At 72.5% G+C, this 23,857-nt stretch carries 18 protein-coding genes; 9 read left to right on the top strand and 9 right to left on the bottom strand.

The features are described from left to right. The first annotated feature begins 345 nt into the window (after nucleotides 1-345). The 3 genes from AB0H83_RS44655 (at nucleotide 346) to AB0H83_RS44645 (ending at nucleotide 2,669) form a co-directional block, all read left to right on the top strand. On the top strand, nucleotides 346-1,386 hold the full coding sequence (locus tag AB0H83_RS44655) for an HNH endonuclease signature motif containing protein (protein WP_360107546.1): 1,041 nt from the start codon (nucleotides 346-348) through the stop codon (nucleotides 1,384-1,386). A 143-nt stretch (nucleotides 1,387-1,529) separates the two neighbouring features. Continuing rightward, nucleotides 1,530-1,829, top strand: a complete 300-nt coding sequence (locus AB0H83_RS44650; RefSeq protein WP_360107543.1) for a response regulator — start codon at nucleotides 1,530-1,532, stop codon at nucleotides 1,827-1,829. Nucleotides 1,830-1,860: 31 nt separating this feature from the next. Next, a protein-coding gene (locus AB0H83_RS44645; protein ID WP_360107549.1) for an IS5 family transposase occupies nucleotides 1,861-2,669 on the top strand; the annotation gives its coding sequence in 2 pieces (ribosomal slippage) (nucleotides 1,861-2,196 and nucleotides 2,199-2,669; 807 coding nt in all). A gap of 49 nt (nucleotides 2,670-2,718) precedes the next feature. On the opposite strand, the gene AB0H83_RS44640 is transcribed toward AB0H83_RS44645, so the two are convergent. The 7 genes from AB0H83_RS44640 to AB0H83_RS44610 all read right to left on the bottom strand — a co-directional run bounded on the left by AB0H83_RS44640 (nucleotide 2,719) and on the right by AB0H83_RS44610 (nucleotide 8,790). After that, on the bottom strand, nucleotides 2,719-3,255 hold the full coding sequence (locus AB0H83_RS44640; RefSeq protein WP_360107540.1) for a flavin reductase family protein: 537 nt from the start codon (nucleotides 3,253-3,255) through the stop codon (nucleotides 2,719-2,721). Continuing rightward, nucleotides 3,252-4,661 (bottom strand): condensation domain-containing protein, encoded by a 1,410-nt coding sequence (locus tag AB0H83_RS44635; RefSeq protein ID WP_360107537.1) that lies wholly within the window; start codon nucleotides 4,659-4,661, stop codon nucleotides 3,252-3,254. The genes AB0H83_RS44640 and AB0H83_RS44635 overlap by 4 nt, the downstream gene beginning before the upstream one ends. Further along, the gene (locus tag AB0H83_RS44630; RefSeq protein WP_360107534.1) at nucleotides 4,658-5,782 is read right to left on the bottom strand and encodes a nucleotidyltransferase family protein; all 1,125 of its coding nucleotides are present in this window, start codon (nucleotides 5,780-5,782) and stop codon (nucleotides 4,658-4,660) included. Before AB0H83_RS44630 ends, AB0H83_RS44635 begins: the two co-directional genes overlap by 4 nt. Beyond that, nucleotides 5,779-6,051: a phosphopantetheine-binding protein gene (locus AB0H83_RS44625; RefSeq protein WP_360107531.1), complete on the bottom strand. Its 273-nt coding sequence runs from the start codon at nucleotides 6,049-6,051 to the stop codon at nucleotides 5,779-5,781. The genes AB0H83_RS44630 and AB0H83_RS44625 overlap by 4 nt, the downstream gene beginning before the upstream one ends. A 19-nt stretch (nucleotides 6,052-6,070) precedes the next feature. Continuing rightward, nucleotides 6,071-6,865: a putative capsular polysaccharide synthesis family protein gene (locus AB0H83_RS44620; RefSeq protein WP_360107528.1), complete on the bottom strand. Its 795-nt coding sequence runs from the start codon at nucleotides 6,863-6,865 to the stop codon at nucleotides 6,071-6,073. Between the two features lie 73 nt (nucleotides 6,866-6,938). After that, nucleotides 6,939-7,958, bottom strand: coding sequence for a thioesterase domain-containing protein (locus AB0H83_RS44615; protein WP_360107525.1), 1,020 nt, complete (start codon nucleotides 7,956-7,958; stop codon nucleotides 6,939-6,941). Nucleotides 7,959-8,034: 76 nt separating this feature from the next. Further along, the gene (locus tag AB0H83_RS44610) at nucleotides 8,035-8,790 is read right to left on the bottom strand and encodes a methyltransferase domain-containing protein (protein WP_360107523.1); all 756 of its coding nucleotides are present in this window, start codon (nucleotides 8,788-8,790) and stop codon (nucleotides 8,035-8,037) included. 203 nt (nucleotides 8,791-8,993) lie between these two features. Between AB0H83_RS44610 and AB0H83_RS44605 the strand changes: the two genes are divergently transcribed. Genes AB0H83_RS44605 through AB0H83_RS44580 form a run of 6 tightly spaced genes read left to right on the top strand, consistent with a single transcriptional unit; the run spans nucleotide 8,994 to nucleotide 15,368 of the window. Beyond that, nucleotides 8,994-9,923 (top strand): hypothetical protein, encoded by a 930-nt coding sequence (locus AB0H83_RS44605; protein WP_360107520.1) that lies wholly within the window; start codon nucleotides 8,994-8,996, stop codon nucleotides 9,921-9,923. Further along, nucleotides 9,920-10,162: an acyl carrier protein gene (locus tag AB0H83_RS44600; RefSeq protein WP_360107517.1), complete on the top strand. Its 243-nt coding sequence runs from the start codon at nucleotides 9,920-9,922 to the stop codon at nucleotides 10,160-10,162. The genes AB0H83_RS44605 and AB0H83_RS44600 overlap by 4 nt, the downstream gene beginning before the upstream one ends. Continuing rightward, entirely contained in the window at nucleotides 10,159-11,343 is a 1,185-nt protein-coding gene (locus AB0H83_RS44595) for an acyl-CoA dehydrogenase family protein (RefSeq protein WP_360107514.1), read from the top strand. The genes AB0H83_RS44600 and AB0H83_RS44595 overlap by 4 nt, the downstream gene beginning before the upstream one ends. Then, nucleotides 11,337-13,913 (top strand): hypothetical protein, encoded by a 2,577-nt coding sequence (locus AB0H83_RS44590; protein ID WP_360107511.1) that lies wholly within the window; start codon nucleotides 11,337-11,339, stop codon nucleotides 13,911-13,913. The genes AB0H83_RS44595 and AB0H83_RS44590 overlap by 7 nt, the downstream gene beginning before the upstream one ends. 37 nt (nucleotides 13,914-13,950) lie before the next feature. Next, nucleotides 13,951-14,910: a hypothetical protein gene (locus AB0H83_RS44585; RefSeq protein ID WP_360107508.1), complete on the top strand. Its 960-nt coding sequence runs from the start codon at nucleotides 13,951-13,953 to the stop codon at nucleotides 14,908-14,910. Further along, a complete protein-coding gene (locus AB0H83_RS44580) occupies nucleotides 14,907-15,368 on the top strand; it encodes a nucleoside triphosphate pyrophosphohydrolase (protein WP_360107505.1) in 462 nt (153 codons plus the stop codon). Before AB0H83_RS44585 ends, AB0H83_RS44580 begins: the two co-directional genes overlap by 4 nt. On the opposite strand, the gene AB0H83_RS44575 is transcribed toward AB0H83_RS44580, so the two are convergent. Together AB0H83_RS44575 and AB0H83_RS44570 are read right to left on the bottom strand one after the other, a co-directional pair. Continuing rightward, nucleotides 15,354-16,694 carry an MFS transporter gene (locus tag AB0H83_RS44575; protein WP_360107502.1) on the bottom strand — a complete coding sequence of 447 codons (1,341 nt, stop codon included), beginning with the start codon at nucleotides 16,692-16,694 and terminating at the stop codon, nucleotides 15,354-15,356. The genes AB0H83_RS44580 and AB0H83_RS44575 overlap by 15 nt on opposite strands. Continuing rightward, the gene (locus AB0H83_RS44570; protein WP_360107499.1) at nucleotides 16,654-23,856 is read right to left on the bottom strand and encodes an amino acid adenylation domain-containing protein; all 7,203 of its coding nucleotides are present in this window, start codon (nucleotides 23,854-23,856) and stop codon (nucleotides 16,654-16,656) included. The genes AB0H83_RS44575 and AB0H83_RS44570 overlap by 41 nt, the downstream gene beginning before the upstream one ends. Nucleotide 23,857 lies beyond the last annotated feature (1 nt).

Below are 23,857 nucleotides of genomic sequence, written 5' to 3'. Positions count from 1 at the left end.
ACAACATGATCCACAAGAGCTACGGGCATCTATCAATCAGGGTCCACAATGGAGTCCTGCCGGGCAGTCAGACCCCCACCAAGTTCGAAGACCCGCCATGGTTCTCTCGCCGGATTGCCTGTTGGCGCCCATGTCGAAATGTGCGCACGGCCCGTGGCCGGCTCCGCGCACCGAATCGCTCCGCACGTCACCCAGATCGATCACGGCTTCCCAGCATTTCGCCTCGAACAGCGAAGATGCCAGCCCAGCCGGCCAGGCAGTGCCATGCAGGGCGCTGCCGCGCGGGCCCTCTTGCGCAGTCGATAGTGTCAGCGGCTGCCGCCGTGGGCGGCCTAAAATCTGAGCGTGGTCGCATCTTCGGGCTTGGCAGCGATGGTCCGGTATGGGGCCGGAAAGAATCCGGTCCTGCGACTCGCGCTGCATACGCTCTGGGGCCAGAAGTGCTACTGGTGCAATGCGCCGAAGGACTACAACGACACCCAAATCGACCACATCATTCCACGCTCGCAGTGTGCCACCGACCGGGCCGCGCTGTTGCATGCATGCCGCCTGCCCGCCGACTTCGATGTCGACGACCCGCGGAATCTTGCACCCATTTGCGCGCCATGCAACGGGTCGGCCGGCAAGGGCGCCGCTGATCTCAGCGATACCCCGATGCTGTTGCGTAAGCTGCGCCAAGCCGACGCCTTGCGTCCGAAGGTCATCCAGATGGTGACGGAGTTCGGCAACAGTCGCAGGACCGCCGAGAGCCTTCTCAGGGCTATCGAGACCGACCTGAACGACCCGCGCGCACGTGCCGCTTTCACGGCCCACGCCCCCGGTGTCGTGCAGAAACTTGCCATGCTCGACGAGAGCTTGGCCGACTACCACACGTCCCGGATCGTGGAGTTCGCGCTGGGCCTCAGCGAACCGCTCGAGGTGGAGCTGCTACTCAACGCTCGGGGCCGGACGACGCTGACGATCGTTGAAGACGTGTACGGCCGCCCGGTGATCGAGGTGCTGGGCGAGGGTCTGCCGACGCTCATCGAGCTGGCCCAGGCCCGAGCCCAGGCGGAGTTCAACGACGAGTCGGCCGAAGGTGGCCCCATGTACGCCGGCCCTCCAACGACGCACTTCGTGGAGATCCAGATCGACGCCGTGGACTTCGACCGGCAGGGCCCGATCCTGGACGTCTCATTCGCCGGGACCTTCACCGGCAGCTACTCGCTGTCCGTGGTGCAGGACAGCATGGACGGGATCGGGCTGGACGAACTACAAGGCGACGTCGAACTGACCGGGCGGTTCACGTTGCGGGCCACCTGGGACGGGCCCACCAACGACGGTGCACCCGACATCGTCGACTGTGACGAGGCGACATGGGATGTCGAGGGATACCTCACCAGGTGACGACGCTGCGAGACGCCGCAGCGCAGTTGTTGAGCGCCCGTGCTCGCTGGCTGTGTGTATGACAGCGGACCGCCGCCTACACTGATCAGTGTCCAACGGCTGGTGCTGAAGATCGGATAGCCGCCATGCATGGAGGATCAGAGGTGCGGACGTCGCCGCTGGAGATCCTCCTCGTGGAAGACGACCCAGCGGACGTCGCCCTCATCGAAGAAGCCCTCGCCACGCAACGTGTACCGCTACGGACGCATCATGTCGCCGACGGAGCCGACGCCCTAGCGTTCTTGCGCGGCCTCGAGCCATTTCCGGACGCGCCACGCCCCGACCTGATCCTGCTCGATCTGAACATGCCCCGCGTCGACGGCCGCCAGGTCCTCGCAGAGGTGAAAGCCGACGACGCGCTTAAGGGGGTGTCTCACTTGGTGAGGTTGTGGCCTCGGGCATGATGTGCTGTTTGTGGCGGATGTTGTCGAGGACATGATCCAGACCTGGGCGCCGGACGACCTGTGGCAGGTCGCGCAGCCGTTGATTCCGGTTGCTGCGAAACGACCTCAGGGTGGTGGGAAGCGCCGGGCGGACGACCGGACGGTGCTGGCCGCGATCGCGTACATGGTGCAGGCAGGCTGCTCGTGGCGGAAGCTGCCCGCAGTGTTCTTCGGGGTCGCCCGGCCGACGGTGCACCGCCGGTTCACCGAATGGACCAAGTACGGGCTGTGGGAACAGATCCACCACGAGCTGCTGCACCGCCTGCAGGTCGCCGGTGGGATCGACTGGACCCGGGCGATCGTCGACTCGATCAGTGTCCGCGCGGTGAAAAGGGGGACCTGACCGGGCCAAACCCGGTCGACCGCGGCAAACCGGGCTCGAAGATCCACGTCCTGTGTGACCGGCGCGGGATTCCGCTGCAGGTGCTGATCTCCGCGGCGAACACCCCCGACGCGCAGCTGTTGTTCCCATTGCTGGACGCGTTCACGCCGGTTCGCGGGCGGTGCGGTCGGCCTCGCCGCCGCCCGGAGAAGCTCCATGCGGACAAGGCCTATGACCAGCAGGCGATCCGGGCCGAGGTCAAACGCCGCGGTATCCGGGTCCGGATCGCCCGCAAGGGCGTGGAGTCATCCGAGCGGCTGGGCCGGCACCGGTGGGTCGTCGAGTCGTGCCTGTCCTGGTTCATGAACAACCGCCGGTTAACCCGCCGCTATGAACGCAAAGCCGAGCACTTCCAAGCCTTCGCCGACCTCGCAGCCATCCTCATCTGCCACCGACGACTCACCAAACTCACCAAGTGAGACGCCCCCTAAGGCGGTCTCCCAGGGTGCGGAGGCGCCTCAGGATCGGTCATTTGTCGTCCGGCTGCGCAGGTCGGTCGAACTGGTGGAAGTCCCCGAACCGTCCGCGGTAGTACACCAGTGGACGCCCCGGACGGGCCTGCACCGTCACCACCTCCGCGAGGTACACGCGGTGCGTGCCGCCCTCGGTCTCGCCGACCACCCTGCACTGCAGCGTGGCCAGCGCGCCGCAGAGCACCGGCAGGCCGAGGTCGCCAATACTCAGCCGCATCCCGGCGAACTTGTCCCCGCCCTTGCGGGCGAAGCGGTGCGCGAGGTCCGCCTGGTCGGCCGCGAGCAGGTTGACCGCCAGCACGCCCGTGCGGGCCACCGCCCGGCCGGTGGCGGAGTCTGCGTGCAGGCACGCCAGCAGCATCGGCGGGTCGGCCGAGAGCGAGCACAGCGCGCTGACCGTCGTGCCGTACGCCTGCCCCGCCTCGGACGTGGTCAGCACCGCGACGCCGCTGGCGAAGTGGCCGATCACCTGCCGGAAGCGCAACGGGTCGACGGCCGGGCGGCCGGCCGTCGAGGGCCGTGGCGGCGTCATGGGCGCCCCGGGTCGTCGCGGGCGGTCAGCAGCGCCGCGGTCCGTGCGTCCGGGTCCGCGGCCGCCATGGCCGTCAGGATGCTGCGGTAGTCGGTGACCAGCCGGTCGGCGAGCGCCGCGTCGTACTGCCGCGGGTCGTACCCGAGATATCCGTGCAGCTCCGGGCCGCCGTCCAGGATCGACAGCGCCAACGGGAACTCGGTGTCCTTGGCGTGGATCGGGTACGGCTCGTCGGTCGTTGCGGCCAGGACCGTGTCGCCGCGGTGGAAGCTGTGCAGCGCGAACAGCGCCGTGATCGGGTAGGCGGTGCGCAGGTCGGTGTGCGGGTCCGCGGCGGTGAGCAGGTCTTCGATGGTCGCGGCCTGGTGCGCGAACGCGTCGGTGACGGCGGCGCCGACGCGGGTGAGGAGGTCCGCGACCCGTTCGTCGGCGTCCATCACGAGCCGCAGCGGCATGATCGTGACCAGGTAGCCGACCACGCGGGCCAGTTCCGGGCGGGACCGGTTCGCCGCGGGCGAGCCGATCAGCAGGTCCCGGCCGCCGCCGTGCCGGGTGAGCAGCAGCGCGTAGGCCGCCAGCATGACGGTGAACAGGGTGAGGCCGAGGTCAGCGGCGTACCGGCGCAGGCGGTCGGCGACGCCGGGCGCCACGTCGAACCCGTGCCGCACCCCGGTGCCGGCCACCGGATCCGATCGGGTCGGCGGCAGTGGCGGCGACGCGACGGCCCGCAGGACGCCGCTGCGGTCGGCGAAGTCCAGGTAGCGCTGCAGGTGTTCGCCGCGCAGCCAGGAGCGCCGCCAGTCGACGACGTCCACGAGGTGCAGGTCGACCGGGGGCAGGCCGGCCTCGTCGCCGTCGACCCGCGCCCGGTACACCGCGGCGAGCTCGGCGGCGATCACCCGCAGCGACCAGCCGTCGGCGACGATGTGGTGCACCGAGAGCACGAGCACGTGCTCGGTCGGGGCGCACCGCACCAGCCACAGGCGCAGCAGCGGCCCGGTGCGCAGGCACATCGGCCTCGTGGCCTCCGCGTCGACCATCCGCCGGATGTCGGCCTCGGTGAACGGGGGACCGCCGGGCGGTGGTTCGCGCAGCACCACCTCCGGGGGCAGGTCGGCGTGGAGGCGTTGCCGGACCTGGCCGCCGGCCTCCGCGAACGTCGTGCGCAGCGCCTCGTGCCGCCGGCTGACGACCCGGGTCGCGTGCCGCAGCGCGACGAGGTCGATCGGACCGCGCAGCCGTCTGCTGAGGGTGATGTTGTACGCGATGCGGGGCCCGGCCTGGTCCAGCAGCCACAGCCGGTGCTGCGCCGGTGTGACGGGGTGGTCTGGACCCCGGGAGGTGCGCACCAGCGGTGGCAGGCCCGCCTCGACGGCCCGGCGCCGGCGGTGCTGTGCCCAGCTCATGGCGTGGCCGGTCCCGCGAACACCGCCCGCCGGTTCTTGGCGTACAGCCGGTCGCGCATCGAGCCGGTCCACTGCCGGGGCCGCCCGGCGTCGCCGCCCGCCGAGTGCAGGAACTCCTCGTCGATGCGGCCGGTCAGGCCGAGGTCGGCGACCGTGGTGGTGGCGAAGGTCCGGTCCAGGTGCTCGAGCACCCAGCACACCGGGTCGAGGACGCCGAACCGCTCCAGCGCCTGGACGAAGTCCGGCTGCCGCAGCTGCTCGCGGTGCCGTTGCCACAGCCGCAGCACGTCGCCGAACTTCATCAGGTCGACGTCCTGCTCCTTCTCCAGCCACCACTCGACCCACGCCTCGCGGAACAGGTGCAGCACCGTGTCCAGGAACCGGTACGGCGCACCGGCCCGGGTCAGGGTGCCCATGCCCGGAACCTCGTAGCGTTCGATGCTATCGAACACCGGCTCGATCGGCACCTGGTACACGGACCTTGCCCAGGTGAGGCTGTTGGCGTAGTCGACCTCCAGGACCGGGACCAGCGGATCGTCGGTCCGCAGGCTCTGCGTGGGCAGGTGGTCGGGGTTCAGCCGGTACTTCATCAGTTCGGTCCGGTCGAACGGCACCACGACACCCTCGTCGAAGTCGTAGAGCCCGCAGACGTATCCCAGCCCGGGCATGAGATCGGCGGCGGCCTGCCGCTGGTCGGGCCGCACCAGCAGGTCGATGTCGCCGAGCCAGCGGCTGCCGTTGCCGCCGTAGAGGTCGACCTCATACGCGGCGCCCTTGCGGGTGAGCACGTCGATGCCGGCCGCCTGCAGCGCTGTGACGACGCGGTACACCTCGCCGTACCAGACGCCGCGGCGGTGCCGGTTCAGCGCCAGGACCGACCGCAGGTGCTCCGACACCCGCATCGGCACGGCGTCGTGCAGGCGCTGCTCCTCCAGCAACGAAGCCACCATGGGCAGCATCCGGTGCCGCAGGGCGTGCTCGACCAGTTCACCCCAGTCGAGTCCGGCCCGCACGAGCCGGGCGGCGGCCGTGGCGCGCTGCGCCGGGCCGGTGCCCCGGGCCAGTGCCTCCAGCAGTGCCCACTCCGGTCCGCGATCGGCGGCGCCGTCGGGCGCGCTCATCGCTGCTGCGCCCCGGTCGACGCGGTGACCAGCCGCTCGATGGCCTGCTCGAGGTCCGCGACCGTGCCGAAGGTGGCGTCGGTGAGCATGCTGTCGGGGAACTCGATGTCGAAGGTGTCCTCGAGGTCGAGGACCAGGTTCACCGAGCGCAGCGAGTCCAGTCCGAGGTCGACGAGGCGGGCGTCGGGCACGAGCGGTTTCGCGTTCTCGATCGGCAGATGGGACCGGAGGATCTGGTGCACCTTGTCCCGGAGGTCGATGGCTGTCATGTCCTGCCTTTCCGTCATGCTATGGACGCGGACCGGACCACTTCGCGATGAAGCGCTCGCGTTCCTCGTCCAGGTAGAAGTGCCGGGCGTAGCGGGAGCTGTAGATGCGTCGGCAGACCGGCTCGGGCAGCCGCACCCGGCTGACCACCTGGCGGTAGATGTCCTCGGTGTAGACCGACTGCAGCTTGTCCGGCGCGCGGGAGCTGGCGTGGCGCAGCGGGACCCGCACGCCGAGGAAGTCGCTGATCGTCTCCGCGCCGTGGCTGTCGAGGTCCTCGGTGCGCAGCACCAGGACCTCGAGGTCACCGCGGCGCAGCCGCACGCATCCGGCGGTGTGGTCGAACGGCTGGGCGAAGACGTCCACGCCGAGTGCCGCCTTGAGTTCGACGTCGAACCATGTGCAGGTGTAGTTGCGGTGCTCGTCGAAGGACAGGAACTGCGCCGTGGCGGCCCGTGCGGCGCGGCGCGGTGTGCGGTCGTCGCCGACGATCTGGGGGTGCAGCACGTCGACCATCTGCAGGTAGGCGGAGACGTCGCGGGCGACGGGCTCCCGCACGAGGGTGATCACCTTCCAGGGCGGGACGCCGACGGTACGCAGGGTCTCGCGCAGCCGGTCGACGGTCTGCTCGTGGGGCAGCGGCACCGAGGTGCGCAGGTTGGCGTACAGCCGCCGGGCCCGGGCCACGCCCTCGTCGGAGAGATAGTGCGTCTTGTAGACGGGAACGGGCAGCCGCGCCTCGCGCAGGGTGCGGTGGACGGTAGACGAGCCGACCTTGCCCATCTGGTACACGACGACTCCGGACGCCTGGGACACGAGCTGTCACCTTCCTGCGCTGTGCACGGGCCCGCGGCCGGGCCGCACGCGGGGCGGCGGGTTCGCCGGGTCATCAGGCCGCGGGGACGCCGTCGAGATACGGCCGGAGCATGGTCGCGATCCGGGCGGCCCCTTTCGCCTCCATGATCACGAAGTGGCCGAGGCCGACGAAGTGCGTCCGCACCGCCGGCGCCACCGTGCTCCAGCCGAGGTCGGCCGGTGCGCCCTCGTCGGTCGGTGTCTCGCGGGCGCTGCGGATGAGCACGACCGGCCCTGAATACGGACCCGGCTGATATTCGGCGACGGCGGTCAGCGTCCCGGCCACGGTTTCGTAGATGCTCTCCAGCCGCGCGATCGGGAAATCCGGTCCGATGACCTCCTGCCGGACCGCCACGTCGAAGATGGCACGCAACGTCTGCTCGCGGTCGAGGCCGTCGAACGCGCCGTCGGGCACGTCGACCTTGAGCGCGAAGTCGGCCAGTGCGGTGTAGGGCAGCTGCGCGGTGTCGAACGGCGGGTACGTGAACTCCGTGTCGATCAGCACCACCAGCGGCGGCGCCGCACCCCGCTGGGCCAGCAGCCGGGCGGTCTCGAAGGCGATCGTGCCGCCGAGGGAGTAGCCGACCAGGCGGTAGGGTGGTCGTGGCTGGACCCGCAGGATCTGCTCGGCGTAGGTGCGCGCCATCTGCGGAATGGACCGTTGTGCGAGTGCGCCGTCGAACAGGCCGAGGGCCTGCAGCCCATACACCGGCTGCCGGTCACCGAGCAGCCGGGCGAGGGAGAAATATCGTGCCACGCTGCCGCCGAGGGGATGGAAACAGAATATCGGAGGCTCATCGCCGCCGTGTCGAATGGTCACCAGCGGCGTCGGCTCGGTGGTTGCCGAACCTCGCATGAGCATCGCCAGTCCGGCGATGGTCGGCGCCTGCAGAACGGCGGCAAGTGGAATGTCGTAGCCGAACTCCGATTTGATTCTGGACAGCACCTGCAGGGCCATCACGGATGTGCCGCCGACGTCGAAGAAATTGTCGTGCACGCCGACTTCGGCGACGCCGACGATGTCGGACCAGATGTTTCGCAGTTGTCGTTCCACGCCGTATCTCGGGCCGACGTATGTCCGTTGTGCAGGCCGCATGGCATCATTCACTGACAGCGCCCTCCCCGTTTGGTTACTTCTCCGCGACGACCGCCAGGCGGGTGTCGAGGCCGACCCGGCCGCCGGCGAGCCCGCCGTGCACCCGGATATTCTTGAAACCGGCGGCGGTCAGCATGCCGACCAGTTCGGTCACCGAGTAGATCCGGATCCGCGACGTGTAGGACCGGCGCTCGGCACCGTCGGCCGGGTAGCCGTGCTCGGTCACCAGCATGCCCTCGACCACGTCGAAGGTGCGCGATTCCCGCAGCGCAACGGCTTCCTCCGGCGCCGCGGTGCCGGCACCCTCGGCGTCTTCGGCGGCTTCGCGCATCTTGCGGGCGATCTGGTCGCGATGCGCGGTCTCGATCAGGACCGCTCCGCCGGGTCGCAGCAGACGGTGAAACTCGCGAATCGCCGCCGAGTCTCCATCGGTACCACAGAAGCCGATCGAGGTAAAGAGGTTCACGATACAATCGAAGCTTTCCGAAGAAATTCCGGTCTGCCGATAATCGGCCACCGTCCAGTGCTCCTGCACTCCCGTCCGGCAGCGCGCCTCGGCAATCATTGCCGCAGAACTGTCGACGCCGTGGACCCGGTAGCCGAGCTCCGCCAGTGCTGACGAATGCCTGCCGAATCCGCAAGGAATATCAAGAACATCCGCCGGCGGCGACATGCCGACCAGACTCATGGCGGCCACTACCTCCGCCTGGGACGCCGCTTTTCCTTGACGCGGCAAATATTTGCGCATATACTGCTCGACGACATCTTTCCCCCATGATCCTTCAAGCACCGACATTACGGTACACGAAGGCGGCGGGCAGCGACAAGACTAACACATCTTCCGATGTGTCAACACGCGAAGATCGTCGATCATCAACTGCGGCAGCCAATCCGCAGCGCTTTACAATCCATTGACACTCGTGTAGACCCGAAAGGGTTGAGCAACAGCCGGATCACGGGGGTGCATCGGTGAATCTTGACTTTGATCGTCCATTGTCGACAGTCTCCGAACCGCGCTACACGGGGTTCGCACCGATCGCCTCCTGCCACTGGCAGGGCCTCGCAAACATCCTCGCCTGCCACCCCGTCGCCGAGCCGCTGCGATGGCTCGGCGCCTCCTGGGGCGCCCGGTGGCACGGCGACGGCATCCTCTACGGCGGCGGGCGCTGGGCCCGGCAGCTGCACACCATCACCGGCATCGACGTCGTCCAGCACACCGCACCCGACGGCCCGGCCGCGGCAGCACTCGAGCTCGACCTGACCCGCCGCGGCACACCGTTCGTCGCCGAGGTCGACGCCTTCCACCTCCCGTCGCCCTACCAGGGCCGGGAGCACGTCGTGCACACCGTCATCGTCACCGACCGCGGCGCCGAGCACGCAACCATCGTCGACTCCACCAACAACCCGCGGCCGGTGCGGCTCACCATCGACGCCTACCAGCAGATGCGGTCATCACCCTGCGAAGGACGCACCGAACCGTTCAAGCTCTACGCCCCCAGCGGCGCCCGCACCGCCCGCCAACCCACCGCCGCCGTCGTCCTCGACGCCGTCGTCACCGACCTCACCACCCACGCGGCCGCCGACCTGGCCGCCATCCGGGCGTTCACCGACGCCCACGAGACCGGCAGCACCCCGGTCAACGTCTGCCGCCCCGCCGCCGAACGCTTCCAGGCCGCGCTGCTGTTCGACTGGCTCGCCGAGCACGACCAGCCCGGCGCCGCCGGCACCGCCCGGACGCTGCGCGAGCTCAGCGACGCCTGGTACCTCGTCCACATGCTCACCACCCACCCGGCGAGCACGACGGCCCGGCACCGCCGGCGCGTGACCCGGCTGCTGCACGACGCCGGCTACGGCGAGGAGCGCCTCCTCTCGACGCTCCTCGCACCTGCACGCCTCCGCACAGGAAAGGGACCCACACGGTGATCGAAGACATCCGGCAAGTGCTGCGCGAGCACGGCAACCTTCCCGTCGACGTCGAGACCGTCGACGTGACCGACGACCTTTACCGCGCCGGGCTGACGTCGCACGCCAGCGTCAACGTCATGCTCGCCCTCGAGGAACACTTCGACGTCGAATACCCCGACCGCATGCTCACCCGCGGCGCGTTCTCCTCGATCGAGACCATCCGGCACGGCCTGACCGAGCTGCTGGAGACCGCGTGAGCGCGGGCACCACCGTCGGCGTCCGGACACCGGCGGGGCACCTGCTCGACCGGGCCCGCACCGTCGCGCAGACGGCCGCCGCCCACGCCGACGACGTCGACCAGCTCGCCCGGTTCCCGCACGAGGCGGTCGCCGCCATGCGCACCCACCGGCTGCTGTCCGCGTGCGCCCCCACCGCCGACGGCGGCGACGGCGCCGCCCTGCCGGACCTGCTCGCCGTGGCCGACACCCTGGCCCGCGCCTGCGCCTCGACCGCGATGATCTGGGCGATGCACCAGATCCAGCTCGCCTGCCTGACCCGCCACGGCCACACCCCCGCGCTGCGCGCCGTCACCCGGGACGTCTGCACCGGGCAGCTGCTGCTCGCGTCCGCGACCTCCGAGGTCGGCACCGGGGGCGACCTGCGCTCCAGCATCGCCGCCGTCGAGACACACCCCGCGGGCCGGCGCATCACCAAGCAGGCCGCGACGGTCTCCTACGGCGCCCACGCCGACGGTGTCCTGGCCACCCTGCGCCGGTCCCCCGACGCCGCACCCGGCGACCAGGTCCTCGTCCTGCTGCTGGCCGCGGAGACGACACTGGAGCCACTGTCCGGATGGGACACCCTCGGGATGCGCGGCACCTGCAGCGGCGGCTTCACGCTGCGCGCCGACGTCGACGCCGAACGCGTCCTACCGGACCCGTTCGGCGACATCGCCGCCCAGACCATGGTCCCCTACTCCCACCTGCTGTGGTCGGCGTGCTGGCTCGGCCTCGCCGACGCCGCGCTCGACCGGGCCCGGCAGAGCCTGCGCCGCCGGGCCCGCAAGAGCCCCGCGGACGCCGCCCCCGCCGTCAGCCGCCTCGCGCACGTCGCGTCCCGCCTCGCCGTGACCCGCTCAGCCGTCGACGCCGCCGCCCGCCACCACACCGAGCCGCACACCGCCGAGCAGGCCGGCAGCTGGCCGACCGCCGTCGGACTCAACGAGATCAAGTACGCCGCCTCCCAGACCGCCGTCGAGGTCACCCTCGAGGCCCTGCATCTGTGCGGCTTCGCCGGCTACCAGGAACGCTCCGCGCTCAGCGTCGCCCGCCACCTCCGCGACGCCCTGTCCGCGCCGCTCATGATCTCCAACGACCGGCTCCTGTCCACCAACGGCGCCATCCTCGTCAGCGGCAAGACGATCGACCGGCCGTGGTGACCTCGCACGTGCCCCTGCCCGACGGTTCGACAACCAGCCCGCTGACCCGATGGCACCTGCTCGCGACCGCCCCGGACGAGCTCGCCGACCCGACGCAGCTCCCCCGGGACGGATGGCTGCCGGCGCCGGCGCCCGGCACGGTCACCCATGCCGCCCGGACCTGGCCGGAGCCCGCACGGACCCGCATGGCCGGCCTGCTCGCCGACCCGGACGAGCACGACTGGTGGTTCCGCTGCACTCTCCCCCCGACCACCCGCACCGGCACCGCCCTGCTGCGGTTCCACGGGCTCGCCAGCGTCGCCGACATCTGGGTCGGCGCCCGCCACGTCCACCGCACCGACAACATGTTCCGCGCCTACGACGTGCCGCTCGACGAGCACCCGCCCACCGCACCGGCCGACGTCGTGATCTGCTTCCGGTCCCTCGCCGCGCTCCTGCGCCGCCGCCTGCCCCGCCCGGCCTGGACCACCCGCCTCGTCACCCAGCAGCAGCTGCGCTGGCACCGCACCACCCTGCTCGGTCGCATGCCCGGCTGGTCGCCCGGCCCGCCACCGGTCGGACCGTGGCGCCCCGTCGAGCTGGTCCAGCACAGCACCGTGGACGTCGCGACGCCCCGCCTGACGTGCCGCCTCGAGGACGGCGACGGCATCGTGGAGTTCCAGGCCGCGGTCCGGCCGCTCGGCGGCCACCGGCTGACCGGCGCGCACCTGCACGTCGGCGACCACCGCGGCACCCTGCGCATCGAGGACGGCCGGATCGCCGGGGAGGTCCGCGTGCCGGACGCCCGGCGCTGGTCCCCGCACACCCACGGCGAGCAGCCCCGCTACCCCGCCGAGGTCGAGCTCGTCCTCGACGCCCGCACCAGCCGATGGCCGCTGCCGGCGGTCGGCTTCCGCAGCGTCACGCTGACCGGCGCCGGCGGCACGTTCCCCATCGCCCACAACGACACCGACGTGTTCTTCCGCGGCGGCTGCTGGACACCGCTCGACCCGGCCCGCCTCGCCGCGAGCCCGCAGGAGCACCGCGACGCCCTCCGGGCACTGCGCGACGCCGGCGGGAACATGGTGCGCGTCTGCGGCCCGTTGACCTACGAGTCCGACGCCTTCTACGACGCCTGCGACGAGCTGGGCATCGCCGTCTGGCACGACTTCATGTTCGCGAACATGGACTACCCGGTCCACGACCCCGCGTTCCGTGCCTCGATCCGCGCCGAGGCCGTCCAGGTCCTCACCGCCCTGGCCCCGCACCCGTGCGTCACCGTCCTGTGCGGCGGCAGCGAGGTCGCCCAGCAGGCGACCTTCGCCGGGGCGGGGCCGGACGGACGGATCAACGCATGGTTCGCCGAGGAGCTGCGCGACCTGTGCGCCGCCCACCTGCCCGGCGTCCCCTACTGGCCGTCCAGCCCCAGCGGCGGTGCCCTGCCGGTCCACGTCGGCGCGGGCGACGCCCACTACTACGGCGTCGGCGCGTACCTGCGCGACCTCAGCGACGTGCGGGTCAGCCGGGTCCGGTTCGCCAGCGAGTGCCTCGCCTTCGCCAACATCCCCGAACCCCGCTCCATGCAACGGTTCTTCGGCCCCCGCACCCCCGCCGTACACGACCCGCGCTGGAAGGCCGGCAGCCCACGCGACAGCGGCGCCGGGTGGGACTTCGACGACGTCCGCGACGAATACCTGCGACGGCTGTTCCGAGTCGACCCCCTCCAGGTCCGCTACCGCGACCCGGACCGGTACGCAGCGCTCGGCCGGGTCACCACCGGCGAGCTGATGGCCCGCGTCTTCGCGCTCTGGCGGGCGCCCGCCGACCCCTGCGGCGGCGCCCTCGTCTGGTTCTGGCGCGACATCGTCCCGGGCGCCGGCTGGGGCGTCGTCGACGCCGACGGCGTGCCGAAGGCCGCCTACCACTACCTGCGCCGGGCCTGGCGACCGACCGCCGTCCACCTCGAGGACCGGGGCCTGGACGGGCTGTGGGTCGTCGCCGTGCACGAGCGCCGCGAACCGGTGGACGCCACCGTCCGCGTCGCGCTGTACCCGGACGGCGGCACCGCGTCCTCGGCCGTCGAACGGCGTGTCCGGCTCGCCGCGGACACCCCGTTCGAGCACTCCGTCGACGCCCTGTTCGGCGCGTTCCGGGACCTCACCGCCGCCTACGGCTTCGGACCGCCGCCGGTGCAGGCGGTCCTGGCCGAGCTCGTCGGGCCCGACGGCGAGGTCCTCGCGGAGGACTGCTACCTGCCGGGCGGTCCCCCGGCCGACCGCCGCAACGACCTCGGACTCACCGTCACCACCAGCATCGACACCGGCGACGGCGATGACAATGGCGATGGCGATGGCGATGGCGATGGCAGCGGCACGATGGTGCTGCACGTCGCCGCCGAACGACTCGCCTACGCGCTGCACATCGACGTCGCCGGGTTCGCACCCGACGACAACTACTACACCGTCCTTCCGGGCCGCCGCCGCAGCATCCGGCTGCGCCGCACCGGCGGCCGCGCCGGCACGGTCGGCCGGGTCGAAGCACTCAACGCCGACGGGCCGGTGTCCTTCGCCCTCACCGCCGCCGACGCATGACCGGCGCTCCCCCAAGCACAGACGATCGGAGCAGAGCATGACCGCGACCACCCACCAGCTGACCGGTGCCATCCCCGCGTCGTTCCCGGCGCCGCTGCGCGACGACGGCATCCTCCTGCCCGCGTCCACCGGCCTCTACGGCTGGGACCACCGCCTGGAACAGGTCTTCGACGGTCTGGCCGGCGCGCTCACCGGCACCGGCCGCCGGTCCGCCACCCGCGTGCTGCGGTTCCCGCCGCTGCTGAGCCGGCCGGTGTTCGAACGGTGCGAGTTCGCCGACTCGTTCCCCCACCTGGTCGGGTCGGTGCACGCCTTCCACGGCGGCCGCCGCGAGCACCAGCAGCTCAAGAGCGCGGTCAGCAGCGGCGCGGACTGGGGCGATCTCATGGCCCTCAGCCAGTACGTCCTCACGCCCGCGGCCTGCTACCCGGTCTACCCCTTCTACACCGGCACCCTGCCCGCCGGCGGCGTCGAGGTCGACGTCCTCGGCCACTGCTTCCGCCACGAACCGTCCGACGAGGCGGGCCGCCTCGTGTCGTTCCGCCAGCGCGAATTCGTCCGCCTGGGCACCCCGGAAGAGGTCGCCGACTGGGTCACCGGGTGGCACAGCCGGGCGTTGGCGTTCGTCCGGCAGCTCGGCCTCGACGCGCACGCCGAGGTGGCCTCCGACCCGTTCTTCGGCGCCTCCGGCGGCAAGCTGCTCGCCGCCAGCCAGCAGGAGCAACAGCTCAAGATGGAGATCATCGCCCCGATCGGCGACGGACACCCGGTCGCGGTCGCCTCCTGCAACTCCCACCGCGACCACTTCGGGCGGGTCTTCGGCATCCACACCGCGGACGGCGGCATCGCGCACGCCGCCTGTGTCGGCTTCGGTCAGGAGCGCCTCGCGTTCGCCCTCGTCGCCGCCCACGGCGCGGACCTCGACGCCTGGCCCGACCACGTCCGCCGCGCACTGTGGAACACGCCGGACGCACCGCAGCCGACCGCCGACCGATGACGTCCAGACCCGACAACGCAGCGGTGCCGCAACCGACGACGTCCGGACCCGACAACGCAGCCGACCGGCGACCGACGACAGCCGGACCCGACAAAGCAGCCGAGCCGCAGCCGACGACAGCCGGTCGCGGCAAGCTGGTCCGGGACCGTATCCCGCACCTCATCAGCGCCGACGGCGGCGTCGCGCTCACCCGCGTCGCCGCCGCCGGCGAGCACCTGCCCCTGCTGCGGGACAAGCTCGCCGAGGAGGTCGCCGAGTTCCTCGACGGCAACGACGTCACCGAACTCGCCGACATCCTCGAGGTCGTCTACGCGCTCGCGGCGGCGCTCGGCACCGACGCCGGCGGCCTCGACCGCATCCGCCCCGCCAAACTGGTCGAGCGCGGCGGATTCGGCGAGCGGCTGGTGCTGACCGGGGTCATCCCGGCGGAGCCGGCGCGCGGGTCAGGGCCGCCCTGACGACTCCTCCAGCCGGTCCGGCGACGCCGCACCGGCAGCCTCGGCGTCCCCGGTGGGGCGCTGCGGCAGTGGCCGCCCGAGGTCCCGGGCCAGCAGCACGGTGGCGGCCAGGACCACGCAGCCGGCGATGACGAACAGCGGACGCAACCCCACCGGCCCGACCGCCACGGCGGCGATGAGCGCGCCGAGCGGCACCGCACCGGCGCTGAGCATCCGTACCGCCGCCGACGCCCGACCGAGGACCGCGTCGGGCACCACCCGCTGCCGGATGGACACCGTCACCACGTTCCACAGCATCGAGGCCAGCCCGAACAGCAGCACCGACACCGCCGCCGCCCAGACGGCGGCAACGGCACCGAGCAGGATCAGCACGCCGCCGACCAGCAGTGCCGACATCATCAGCGTCGCCCGGTCCGACAGACGTGCCCGCAGCATCGGCGCCGCCAGCGCACCGACCATCGCACCGACGGCCAGCAGCGCCATCAGCATCCCGTAGCCGCGGCTGCCGAGCCCGAGCGGGCCGGTCGCGTAGACGACGAACACGGCCAGCACCATCCCGCTCAGCACGTTGATGATGAGCAGGATCGTGGACTGCGCGCGGATCGCCGGGTGACCGAACGTCCACCGCAGGCCCGCCAGCACCTCACCACCGGAGACCCGCGGCCGGCCGGTGCCCTGCGACGCCGGCCCTGCAGCCGACCCTGTCGCCGACCCTGTCGCCGCGCCCATTGCCAGGATCAGCACCGCCGACGCCGCGAAGGACACGCCGTCCAACGCGAACGGCAGCCCGTGGGCGACGGCGAACAGGAACCCGGCCGCCGCGGGACCGACCAGCTGCATCGTCAGGACCTGCACGCTCATCAGCCGGCCGTTGGCCCGGTCGAGACCGTCGGGACCGACGACCGACGGCAGATAGGCCGCCGACGCGCTGCTGAACAGGGTGTGCCCGGTGCCGACCGCGAACGCGAGCGCGCACAGCAGCGCCACGTGCTGCGCACCGAGGAAGACCATCGCGGCGAACCCGGCCGTGAACAGGGCGCGCACCGAGTCCACCGCCCACATCAGCCGCCGGCGGTCGGTGCGGTCCACCACGAGACCGGCGCCCAGCCCGAACAGCAGCCACGGCAACGACCCGGCGGCGGTCACGTACGCCACCGCCGCCGGGTCGCCGCCGGAGCTGTACGCCGCCAGCAGCGGCAGGGCGGTGAGCCGCAGACCGTCACCGAACCCGCTGACCGCCGTGGCGAGCCAGAATCTGGTGAACCGCCGCGGCAACGGTGCCCGGTCAGCCTTCCCGCTCTTCGACATGCGTACCGACCTGCTCATCGTCCTCCTCCAGGTATCCCCGCTCCAGCACCGCGGCCAGCGCGGACGGGGTGGGCTGTTCGAACACCAACCGCAGCGGCAGCCGCACCCCGGACGTCTCCTCGACCCGCGCGACCAGCTGCATGGCCAGCAGTGAATGCCCGCCGAGATCGAAGAAGTTGTCGTTGATGCCGACCTGGAACGGGTCCATGCCGAGCAGGTCCGCCCACAGGTGCGTCATCTGCCGTTCGCGCGCCGTGGCCGGTGCGACCAGCTCGCCGCCGAGCCGGGGCCGGACCCGCTCCGGCGCGGGCAGCGCCCGGCGGTCGACCTTGCCGCTGCCGGTCAGTGGGAGCGCATCGGTCAGCAGCACCGCCGACGGGACCATGTACTCCGGCAACGTCCGCCGCAGATCCTCCCGCAGGGTGCCCTCGACCAGCTGCTCCAGGCCGGACCGCCACGGTGCGTTGCCGAGCTCGTCGACCCCGATGAGATCGACCCCGGTGCCATCGGCCCCGGTCCGGGTGGCGGGCAGCGGTACGCGCCCGTCCCGGCCGGGACGCACGAACCACGCGTCGAACCGGCCCGGCAGCCCCGACAGCGGCCACCCGGCGATCAGGACGTGGCCGCTGTCCGCGGCGAGCTGCCGTAGCATGGTCGGCATCGCAACTGCGTTCTCGTCGTGGGCCGGCGGCGGCGTAACGTCCGGCAGCGTGTCGAGGGCCAGGTCCGCGACCAGCCGGGCGTCGCGCATGTCCCGCACGACCACCGCATCGCACGACGACGACCGCAGCAGCGCAGCGACACCACCGAGGTCCAGTTCGTCGGCGCCCCATTCCTGGGCGAGGCCGTCGGCCAGCACATCGGCAGGGTTGAAGGCGATGACGACGTCGTACTGGAACCGGGCCTCGTCGTGCTCCCCGGCGGACGGCTTGCACCGGATCGACGCCGTGCCGCCTGTCCGTTCTGCCCACTGTACGAACAGTAGCGGATCGATGTACAGTTCGCGGTCGCGCAACACCGACCATTCGACGTTCAGCCGTCGCGCCGCCGGTGTGCCCGCCGCGCCGCGGCCGGCCTCCAGCGCCGCGTGCCGGACCGGCAGCAGCGGCAGCGACCACACGTCGGTGACCACCAGGGTTCCGCCCGGCGTCACCGCTGTCCGCATGCGGTCCAGTACCTGCAGCAGGTGCCGCGCGCTCGGCAGGTAGGAGACCACGCCGTCCAGCACCGCCACCGCGCAACCGCCGGCGGTCTCCGGCAGGTCGTCCGCCGTCGCGTGCAGCACCGTCACGTCGGCCGTGCCGCCACCGGCCGCCAGCAGCCGCTGCACCGCGGGCCCGCTGGCGTCCACGCCCACATAGCCGGTCAGCCGGCCGGCCGCCGCCTGCAGCAGGGTGCCGTGGCCGCAGCCGACGTCGAGCAGCCGGCCGCCCGGAGCGGCCGCGAGGCGCTCCACGACGAGCGCCTCGGCGTCGCAGCGGTCGGGGGGCGGGGCCGTGCCTTCGGTGAAGTGCCGGTCCCAGGACTGCCGCCATCCGGCCACGTGGGTGCGCTGCGCCTGCTCGAGCAGCTGCGCCGACGGCTCGGCCGGCACGACGTAGCCGATCAGCGTCTGGTCCCCCCGCGAGTCCTCACGGACCACGGTGACCGCCTGCCGGACCAGGGGGTGTGCGGCGAGCGCCGCGTCGATCTCGGCCAGCTCGATGCGGTGCCCCCGCACCTTCACCTGGTCGTCCTGGCGGCCGAGGTACTCGATCGTCCCGTCGGCCAGCCAGCGGGCGAAGTCGCCGGTGCGGTACATCCGGGCGCCGTGCCGCGCGTGGAACGGGTCCCGGACGAACCGTTCCGCGGTCAGGTCCGGCCGGCCCAGGTACCCCTCGGCCACGCCCGCGCCGCCGATGAACAGGTGCCCGCGGACACCGACCGGCACGGGCCGCAACGCGTCGTCGAGCACGTAGACGTAGGTGTTCGCGATCGGCCGCCCGATCGGCACGGTGCCGCTGACCGGTTCACGGACCCGGAACACCGTGGAGTACACGGTGGTCTCCGTCGGTCCGTACAGGTTCCACACCTCGCCGCACCGCGGCAACAGCGCGGCGGCGAGGTCCGGCGGGAACGCCTCACCCGCGTTGCCCGCCCGGAAGTCCGGCCGGCCCCGCCAGCGCGCGTTGGTCAGCATCCGCCAGGTGGTCGGCGTCGCCTGCATGAACGTGATGCGGTGGCGCTCGACCTCCTCGGCGAGGCGCCAGCCGTCGGTCGCCGTCTGCGCCGAGGCGATCCGCAGCGTCGCCCCCACCGTCAGCGGGCCGAACGCCTCGGCGCCGAAGATGTCGAACGAGAACGTCGTCACCGACAGCACCCGGTCGTGCGGGCCCAGGCCCGGCGCCCGGCAGAACGCCGTCACGAAGTTGCACAGGGCCCGGTGCCCGACCATGACGCCCTTGGGCCGGCCGGTGGACCCGGACGTGTAGATGACGTAGGCGAGGCCCGCCGGATCGCCGGCCGTGGACGGTGCGGTACCGCCCGCGCCCGCCTCGAAGGTCAACCGGTCCAGGTCGATCACGGTGATCCCGGCGGGGACCTCGACACCGAGACGGCCCTCGGTCAGCAGCAGCGACGCGCCGCAGTCGGCCAGCATGAACCGCAGCCGCTCGGCCGGGTACGCGGGGTCCAGCGGCACGTAGGCGGCGCCGGTCTTCCACACGGCGAGCAGGCTCGTCATCAGGTCCACCGAGCGGCCGACACACACGCCGACGAATCCGCCGGGGGCGGCGCCGTGCGAGCGCAGCGTCCCGGCGAGGGCCACCGCCCGCTCGTTCAGGGCGCGGTAGGTCAGCGTCGTGGCGTCGTCGGTCACGGCGACGGCGTCGGGGGTCCGGGCGGCCTGCTCCGCGACCAGGTCGTGCACGCAGCGGTCGGCCGGGAAGTCGACGTCGGTGTCGTTGTACGTGTGGACGAGCTGCCGTTCCTGCGCCGGGGTGAGCATCGGCAGCGCCGACAGCGCGGTGCCCGGTCCGGTCGCGGCGGCCGCCGCCAGGGTAAGCAGGTGCGTGATGAATCGCCGGACGGTCGCCGGCTCGAACAGGTCGGTGTTGTACTCGACGAACCCGGTGCACCGCTCGCCGTCCTCCGCCAGGGACACCAGCAGGTCGAACTTCGCCGTCCCCGGGTGCCGCGGCGCCGGCCGCAGCCGAAGACCTGTGCCGGACGGTACCGGCGGCGCGGCGTGCTGGTGCAGGAACATCACCTGGAACAGCGGGCTGCGCGACAGGTCACGCACGGGCGTGAGGTGCTCCACGACGTGCTCGAACGGCACGTCGGCGTGGGCGAAGTCCTGCAGCACCGCGTCGCGGACCCGCCGCAGCAGCACGTCAAACGCCGGGTCGCCGGCGGCGTCGACCCGCACGGCGACCGTGTTGACGAAGAAGCCGACGAGGTGCTCCCACTCCGCCCGGTCGCGGCCGGTCATCGGGGTACCGACGACGATGTCGGCGGCTCCCGTCGTGCGTGACAGCACGGCGGCGAACACCGCCATGGTCGTCATGAACAGGGTCGCCCCCTCGCGGCCGCCGAGCTCCCGCAGCGCCCGGACGGTCGCCGGTGGGACGTCGAACGCCTCGGCGGCGCCGACGAACGTCTGCCGGGGCGGGCGGGGCCGGTCGGTCGGCAGGTCCAGCGCCGCCGGCGCGCCGGCCAACCGTTCCCGCCAGTAGTCGAGCCGCTCGTCGAGCAGGCGGCCGCGGTACCGGTCCACCTGCCACGCCGCGAAGTCGGCGTACTGCACCGGCAGCGCGGGCAGCGCCGGCCGGGCGCCGGTCAGCGCGGCGTCGTAGCACGCCAGCAGGTCACGCAGCAGCACCTCGGTGGACCAGCCGTCGCTGATGCTGTGATGCATGGCGATGACCAGCAGGTGCGACCGCGGGGTGAGGTGCACGACGCGGAACCGGATCAGCGGGCCGGTGTCCAGGCGGAACGGTGTGCCGATCTCGGCCCGGACGAGCTCGTCGGCCGTCGCGTCCCGCACGGCCGGGGGTACCTCGGTCAGGTCGTCGACGGTCAGGTCGGCGGTGGCGGTCGGCAGGATCTGCTGGTGCGGTTCGCCGCCGACGACGACGAACCGCGTCCGCAACGTCTCGTGGCGGGCCACGACCTCGTCCGCGGCCCGGCGCAGCGCCGGGACCGACAGCTCGCCCTCACCGGCCAGGACCAGCGGCATCGAGTTCACCGCCGACCCGGGGGTGAACTGGTCCAGGAACCAGAACCGGCGCTGCCCGGAGGACGCCGCGACCGGCCCCGTGCGGTCCACGACCGGGATGGTCTCCGGCGCGGCCGCCGCGGCCAGCCCACCGCCGTCCAGCAGGTCACGCACGGCGGCCGGGGTCGGCCGCGCGAAGAACTCCCGCAGCGGCAGCTCCACGCCGAAGGCGCCGCGGATCCGGGCGGCCAGCCGGGTGGCCAGCAGCGAGTGCCCGCCCAGTTCGAAGAAGTTGTCGTCGGTACCGACGGTGCCGCGCTCACGGTCGAGGACGGCCGCGAACAGCTCGACGAGGGCCTGTTCCGTGTCGTCGCGGGCCGCAACGACCCGGCGGGCCCTGCCAGCGGACCTGCCACGGGCACGGGCGGCCGCGCGCAGGGCCGCGCCGTCGACCTTGCCGCTCGGGGTGAGCGGCACGGCGTGGATCGGCGTCACCTCGGCCGGGACCAGGTGACCCGGCAGGACCTCGCGGAGGTGCTCGTGCAGGCGCTCGGCCGCGTCCTCGGCCGTGCCGGGCTCCAGCACGACGTAGGCGACGAGCAGGCCGCCGTCCGCCGGGTCCGGTGTGCCGGTCGGTGTCGCGGCTTCGACCCGCACGACCGCGGCGCGGACCTCCGCGCGCCGTTCCAGGACGGCGGCCACCTCACCCGGCTCGACCCGGAACCCGCGCAGCTTGACCTGGTCGTCACGGCGGCCGAGGAACCGCAGTTCGCCGCCGTCCCAGCACACGACGTCGCCGGTGCGGTACCAGCGCACAGCTGGGTCGCCGGGGTGCTCGACGAACCGTTCGGCGGTCAGGTTGGGACGGCCCAGGTAGCCGTGCGCCACGGCCACCCCGGCGACGAGGAGCTCGCCGGGCACCCCGAGCGGCACCGGTTCGCCGCAGGCGTCCGCGACCCGTAGCCGCAGGTTGTGCACCGCCTGCCCGATCGGTGGTGCGCCCTCGCCCGGGACGCACCGGTGCGCGGTCGCGCACACGGTCGTCTCGGTCGGTCCGTAGGCGTTGAAGCACCGCACCGCCGCGGCCCACGACGCCACCAGCGACGCCGGGCATGCCTCACCGGCGACGACGAGGTCCCTGAGCCCCGGCACCTCGCCCGGTGTGACGGTGGCGGCAACGGACGGCGGCAGCGTCAGATGGGTCACGCCGCCGCGGACGACAGCCTCGGCGAGGAACTCACCGGTCAGCGGCGGCTCAGGAGGCGGTACGAACAGCCGGGCACCCGAGCCGAGCGCCATGAAGATCTCCCACACCGACGCGTCGAAGCTGGCCGGCGCGAACTGCAGCACCGTGCAGGTGGCGTCCACCGCGAACTGTTCCCGCTGCCACAGCGCCAGGTTCACCAGCCCGCGGTGCCCGACGAGCACGCCCTTCGGCGTGCCGGTGGAGCCGGACGTGTAGATCAGGTAGGCGGGCGGATCCGCCGCCGCGACCCCTGCCGGCACCGGTTCGCCGGCCGCGTCGGGAAGGTCGTCGACGTCCAGCGGCTCGACGCCGTCCGGCCACGACAGTCCGGCACCGGCAGCCTCGGCACCGGCCGTCACGACATGACCGGCGCCCGAGTCACGCACCATGAACGCCAGCCGGTCACGCGGGTACCCCGGGTCCAGCGGCAGATACACCGCGCCGGCCTTCAGCACTCCGAGCAGCGCCGCCACCAGCCGGCGCGACCGGCGCAGGTGCACGCCGACCACGGCGCCCGGCCCGGCTCCCCGCGCCCGCAGCGCCGCGGCGATCCGCCCCGCCGCCCGGTCCAGCTCGGCATAGGTCCAGCTGCCGTCGTGTGCGTCGACGGCGATGCCGTCACGGTGGCGCCGGGTGACGTCCTCGAGCAGTTCGAGCACGGAGGTGTACGGGACGTCGACGGCCGCGCCGGCACCGAGGCGGTCCAGCAGCGCCAGGTCGTCGGCGTCGAGCAACGGGTGCGAGGCGACCGGGGCGTCGGGTGCCGCGACCGCCGCGGCCAGCAGGCGAACGAACCGTTCGGTGAGCCGCCGGACGTCGTCGCCGACGAGCCGGCCGGCGGCCGGCCCGGCCACGATGTCGACCTCGACGTCCCTGTCCGCGCCGCGCACCGAGAGCGTCAGGTCCCAGTCCGGGCCGGCGGCCGGTTCGCGCGCCGGCACCCGCAGCGGGGTCAGCCGGAACCCGGCGAAGTCGACGGCGGCACCCGGCCGGCCCGCCACCGCGGCGAGCAGCCCCGGCAGCTGCTCCGCGGCGGTCGGCTCGTCGGTGCCCGCCGGCCCGCCCAGCAGCAGCCGGACCCGCCAGGACGGCCGGTCATCCGCGGGGGTGGCGGACCCGGCTGTGATGGACCCGGTTTCGGCCGACTGCCACGGGCCGTCGGCACGCAGCAGCTGCCGCAGCGTGGTGCCGGCGGCGCAGCCGGACCGGTACGCGGTCGCCACGCCCCCCGGACCTCCGCCGGTGTCGGCGCTGACGGTCGTTTCCACAGCCGCGTCCTCGACACCGGTGTGCCGGTGCACGAACGCCTGCCACGCCGCCAGGTACACGGCCGGCACCGGGACGGACTCCGCCGCCGCGAGGGCCTCGGCGGCGGCGACGACCGCTCCGGGCAGCGGCACCCGGCGGGATGTGTCGGCCGGCGCGCAGTGCTGCAGCGCCCGGCCGACGGCGACGAGCAGCGACGCGCCGTCGGCGCCCGGGACGCTCATCAGCACGACGGTGCCCGTCGCCGTCTGCAGCAGTTCCACGCGCGCGTCGGCGCCGGTGTCCGCCCGGTCGCGGGCCGCCGCCTCGGCTGCGGTCCGGTCCGGGACCGTCCGCGCATCGACGCGCAGCGCATCGACGCCGGCGATCGCGGGCAGCGCCCGGCGCAGGTCGTCCGGGTGCAGGACGCGGTCCAGTCCGACCGCCACGACCGCGGCGCGGTCCTGTCCTGCCCCGGCGACGAGCCCGTCCATG

The sequence above is a fragment of the Dactylosporangium sp. NPDC050688 genome (assembly GCF_040654515.1).
Taxonomy (GTDB): domain Bacteria; phylum Actinomycetota; class Actinomycetes; order Mycobacteriales; family Micromonosporaceae; genus Dactylosporangium.
The sequence above is the reverse complement of the archived record's forward strand: the minus strand, read 5'-3'. Positions and strand labels throughout refer to the sequence as shown.

Excerpts from the sequence above, each read along its gene's own strand:
- AB0H83_RS44640 (WP_360107540.1), bottom strand. The coding sequence starts at position 3,255 with ATGACGCCGCCACGGCCCTCGACGGCCGGCCGCCCGGCCGTCGACCCG.
- AB0H83_RS44635 (WP_360107537.1), bottom strand. The coding sequence starts at position 4,661 with ATGAGCTGGGCACAGCACCGCCGGCGCCGGGCCGTCGAGGCGGGCCTG.
- AB0H83_RS44630 (WP_360107534.1), bottom strand. The coding sequence starts at position 5,782 with ATGAGCGCGCCCGACGGCGCCGCCGATCGCGGACCGGAGTGGGCACTG.
- AB0H83_RS44625 (WP_360107531.1), bottom strand. The coding sequence starts at position 6,051 with ATGACAGCCATCGACCTCCGGGACAAGGTGCACCAGATCCTCCGGTCC.
- AB0H83_RS44585 (WP_360107508.1), top strand. The coding sequence starts at position 13,951 with ATGACCGCGACCACCCACCAGCTGACCGGTGCCATCCCCGCGTCGTTC.
- AB0H83_RS44580 (WP_360107505.1), top strand. The coding sequence starts at position 14,907 with ATGACGTCCAGACCCGACAACGCAGCGGTGCCGCAACCGACGACGTCC.
- AB0H83_RS44575 (WP_360107502.1), bottom strand. The coding sequence starts at position 16,694 with ATGAGCAGGTCGGTACGCATGTCGAAGAGCGGGAAGGCTGACCGGGCA.
- AB0H83_RS44570 (WP_360107499.1), bottom strand. The coding sequence starts at position 23,856 with ATGGACGGGCTCGTCGCCGGGGCAGGACAGGACCGCGCCGCGGTCGTG.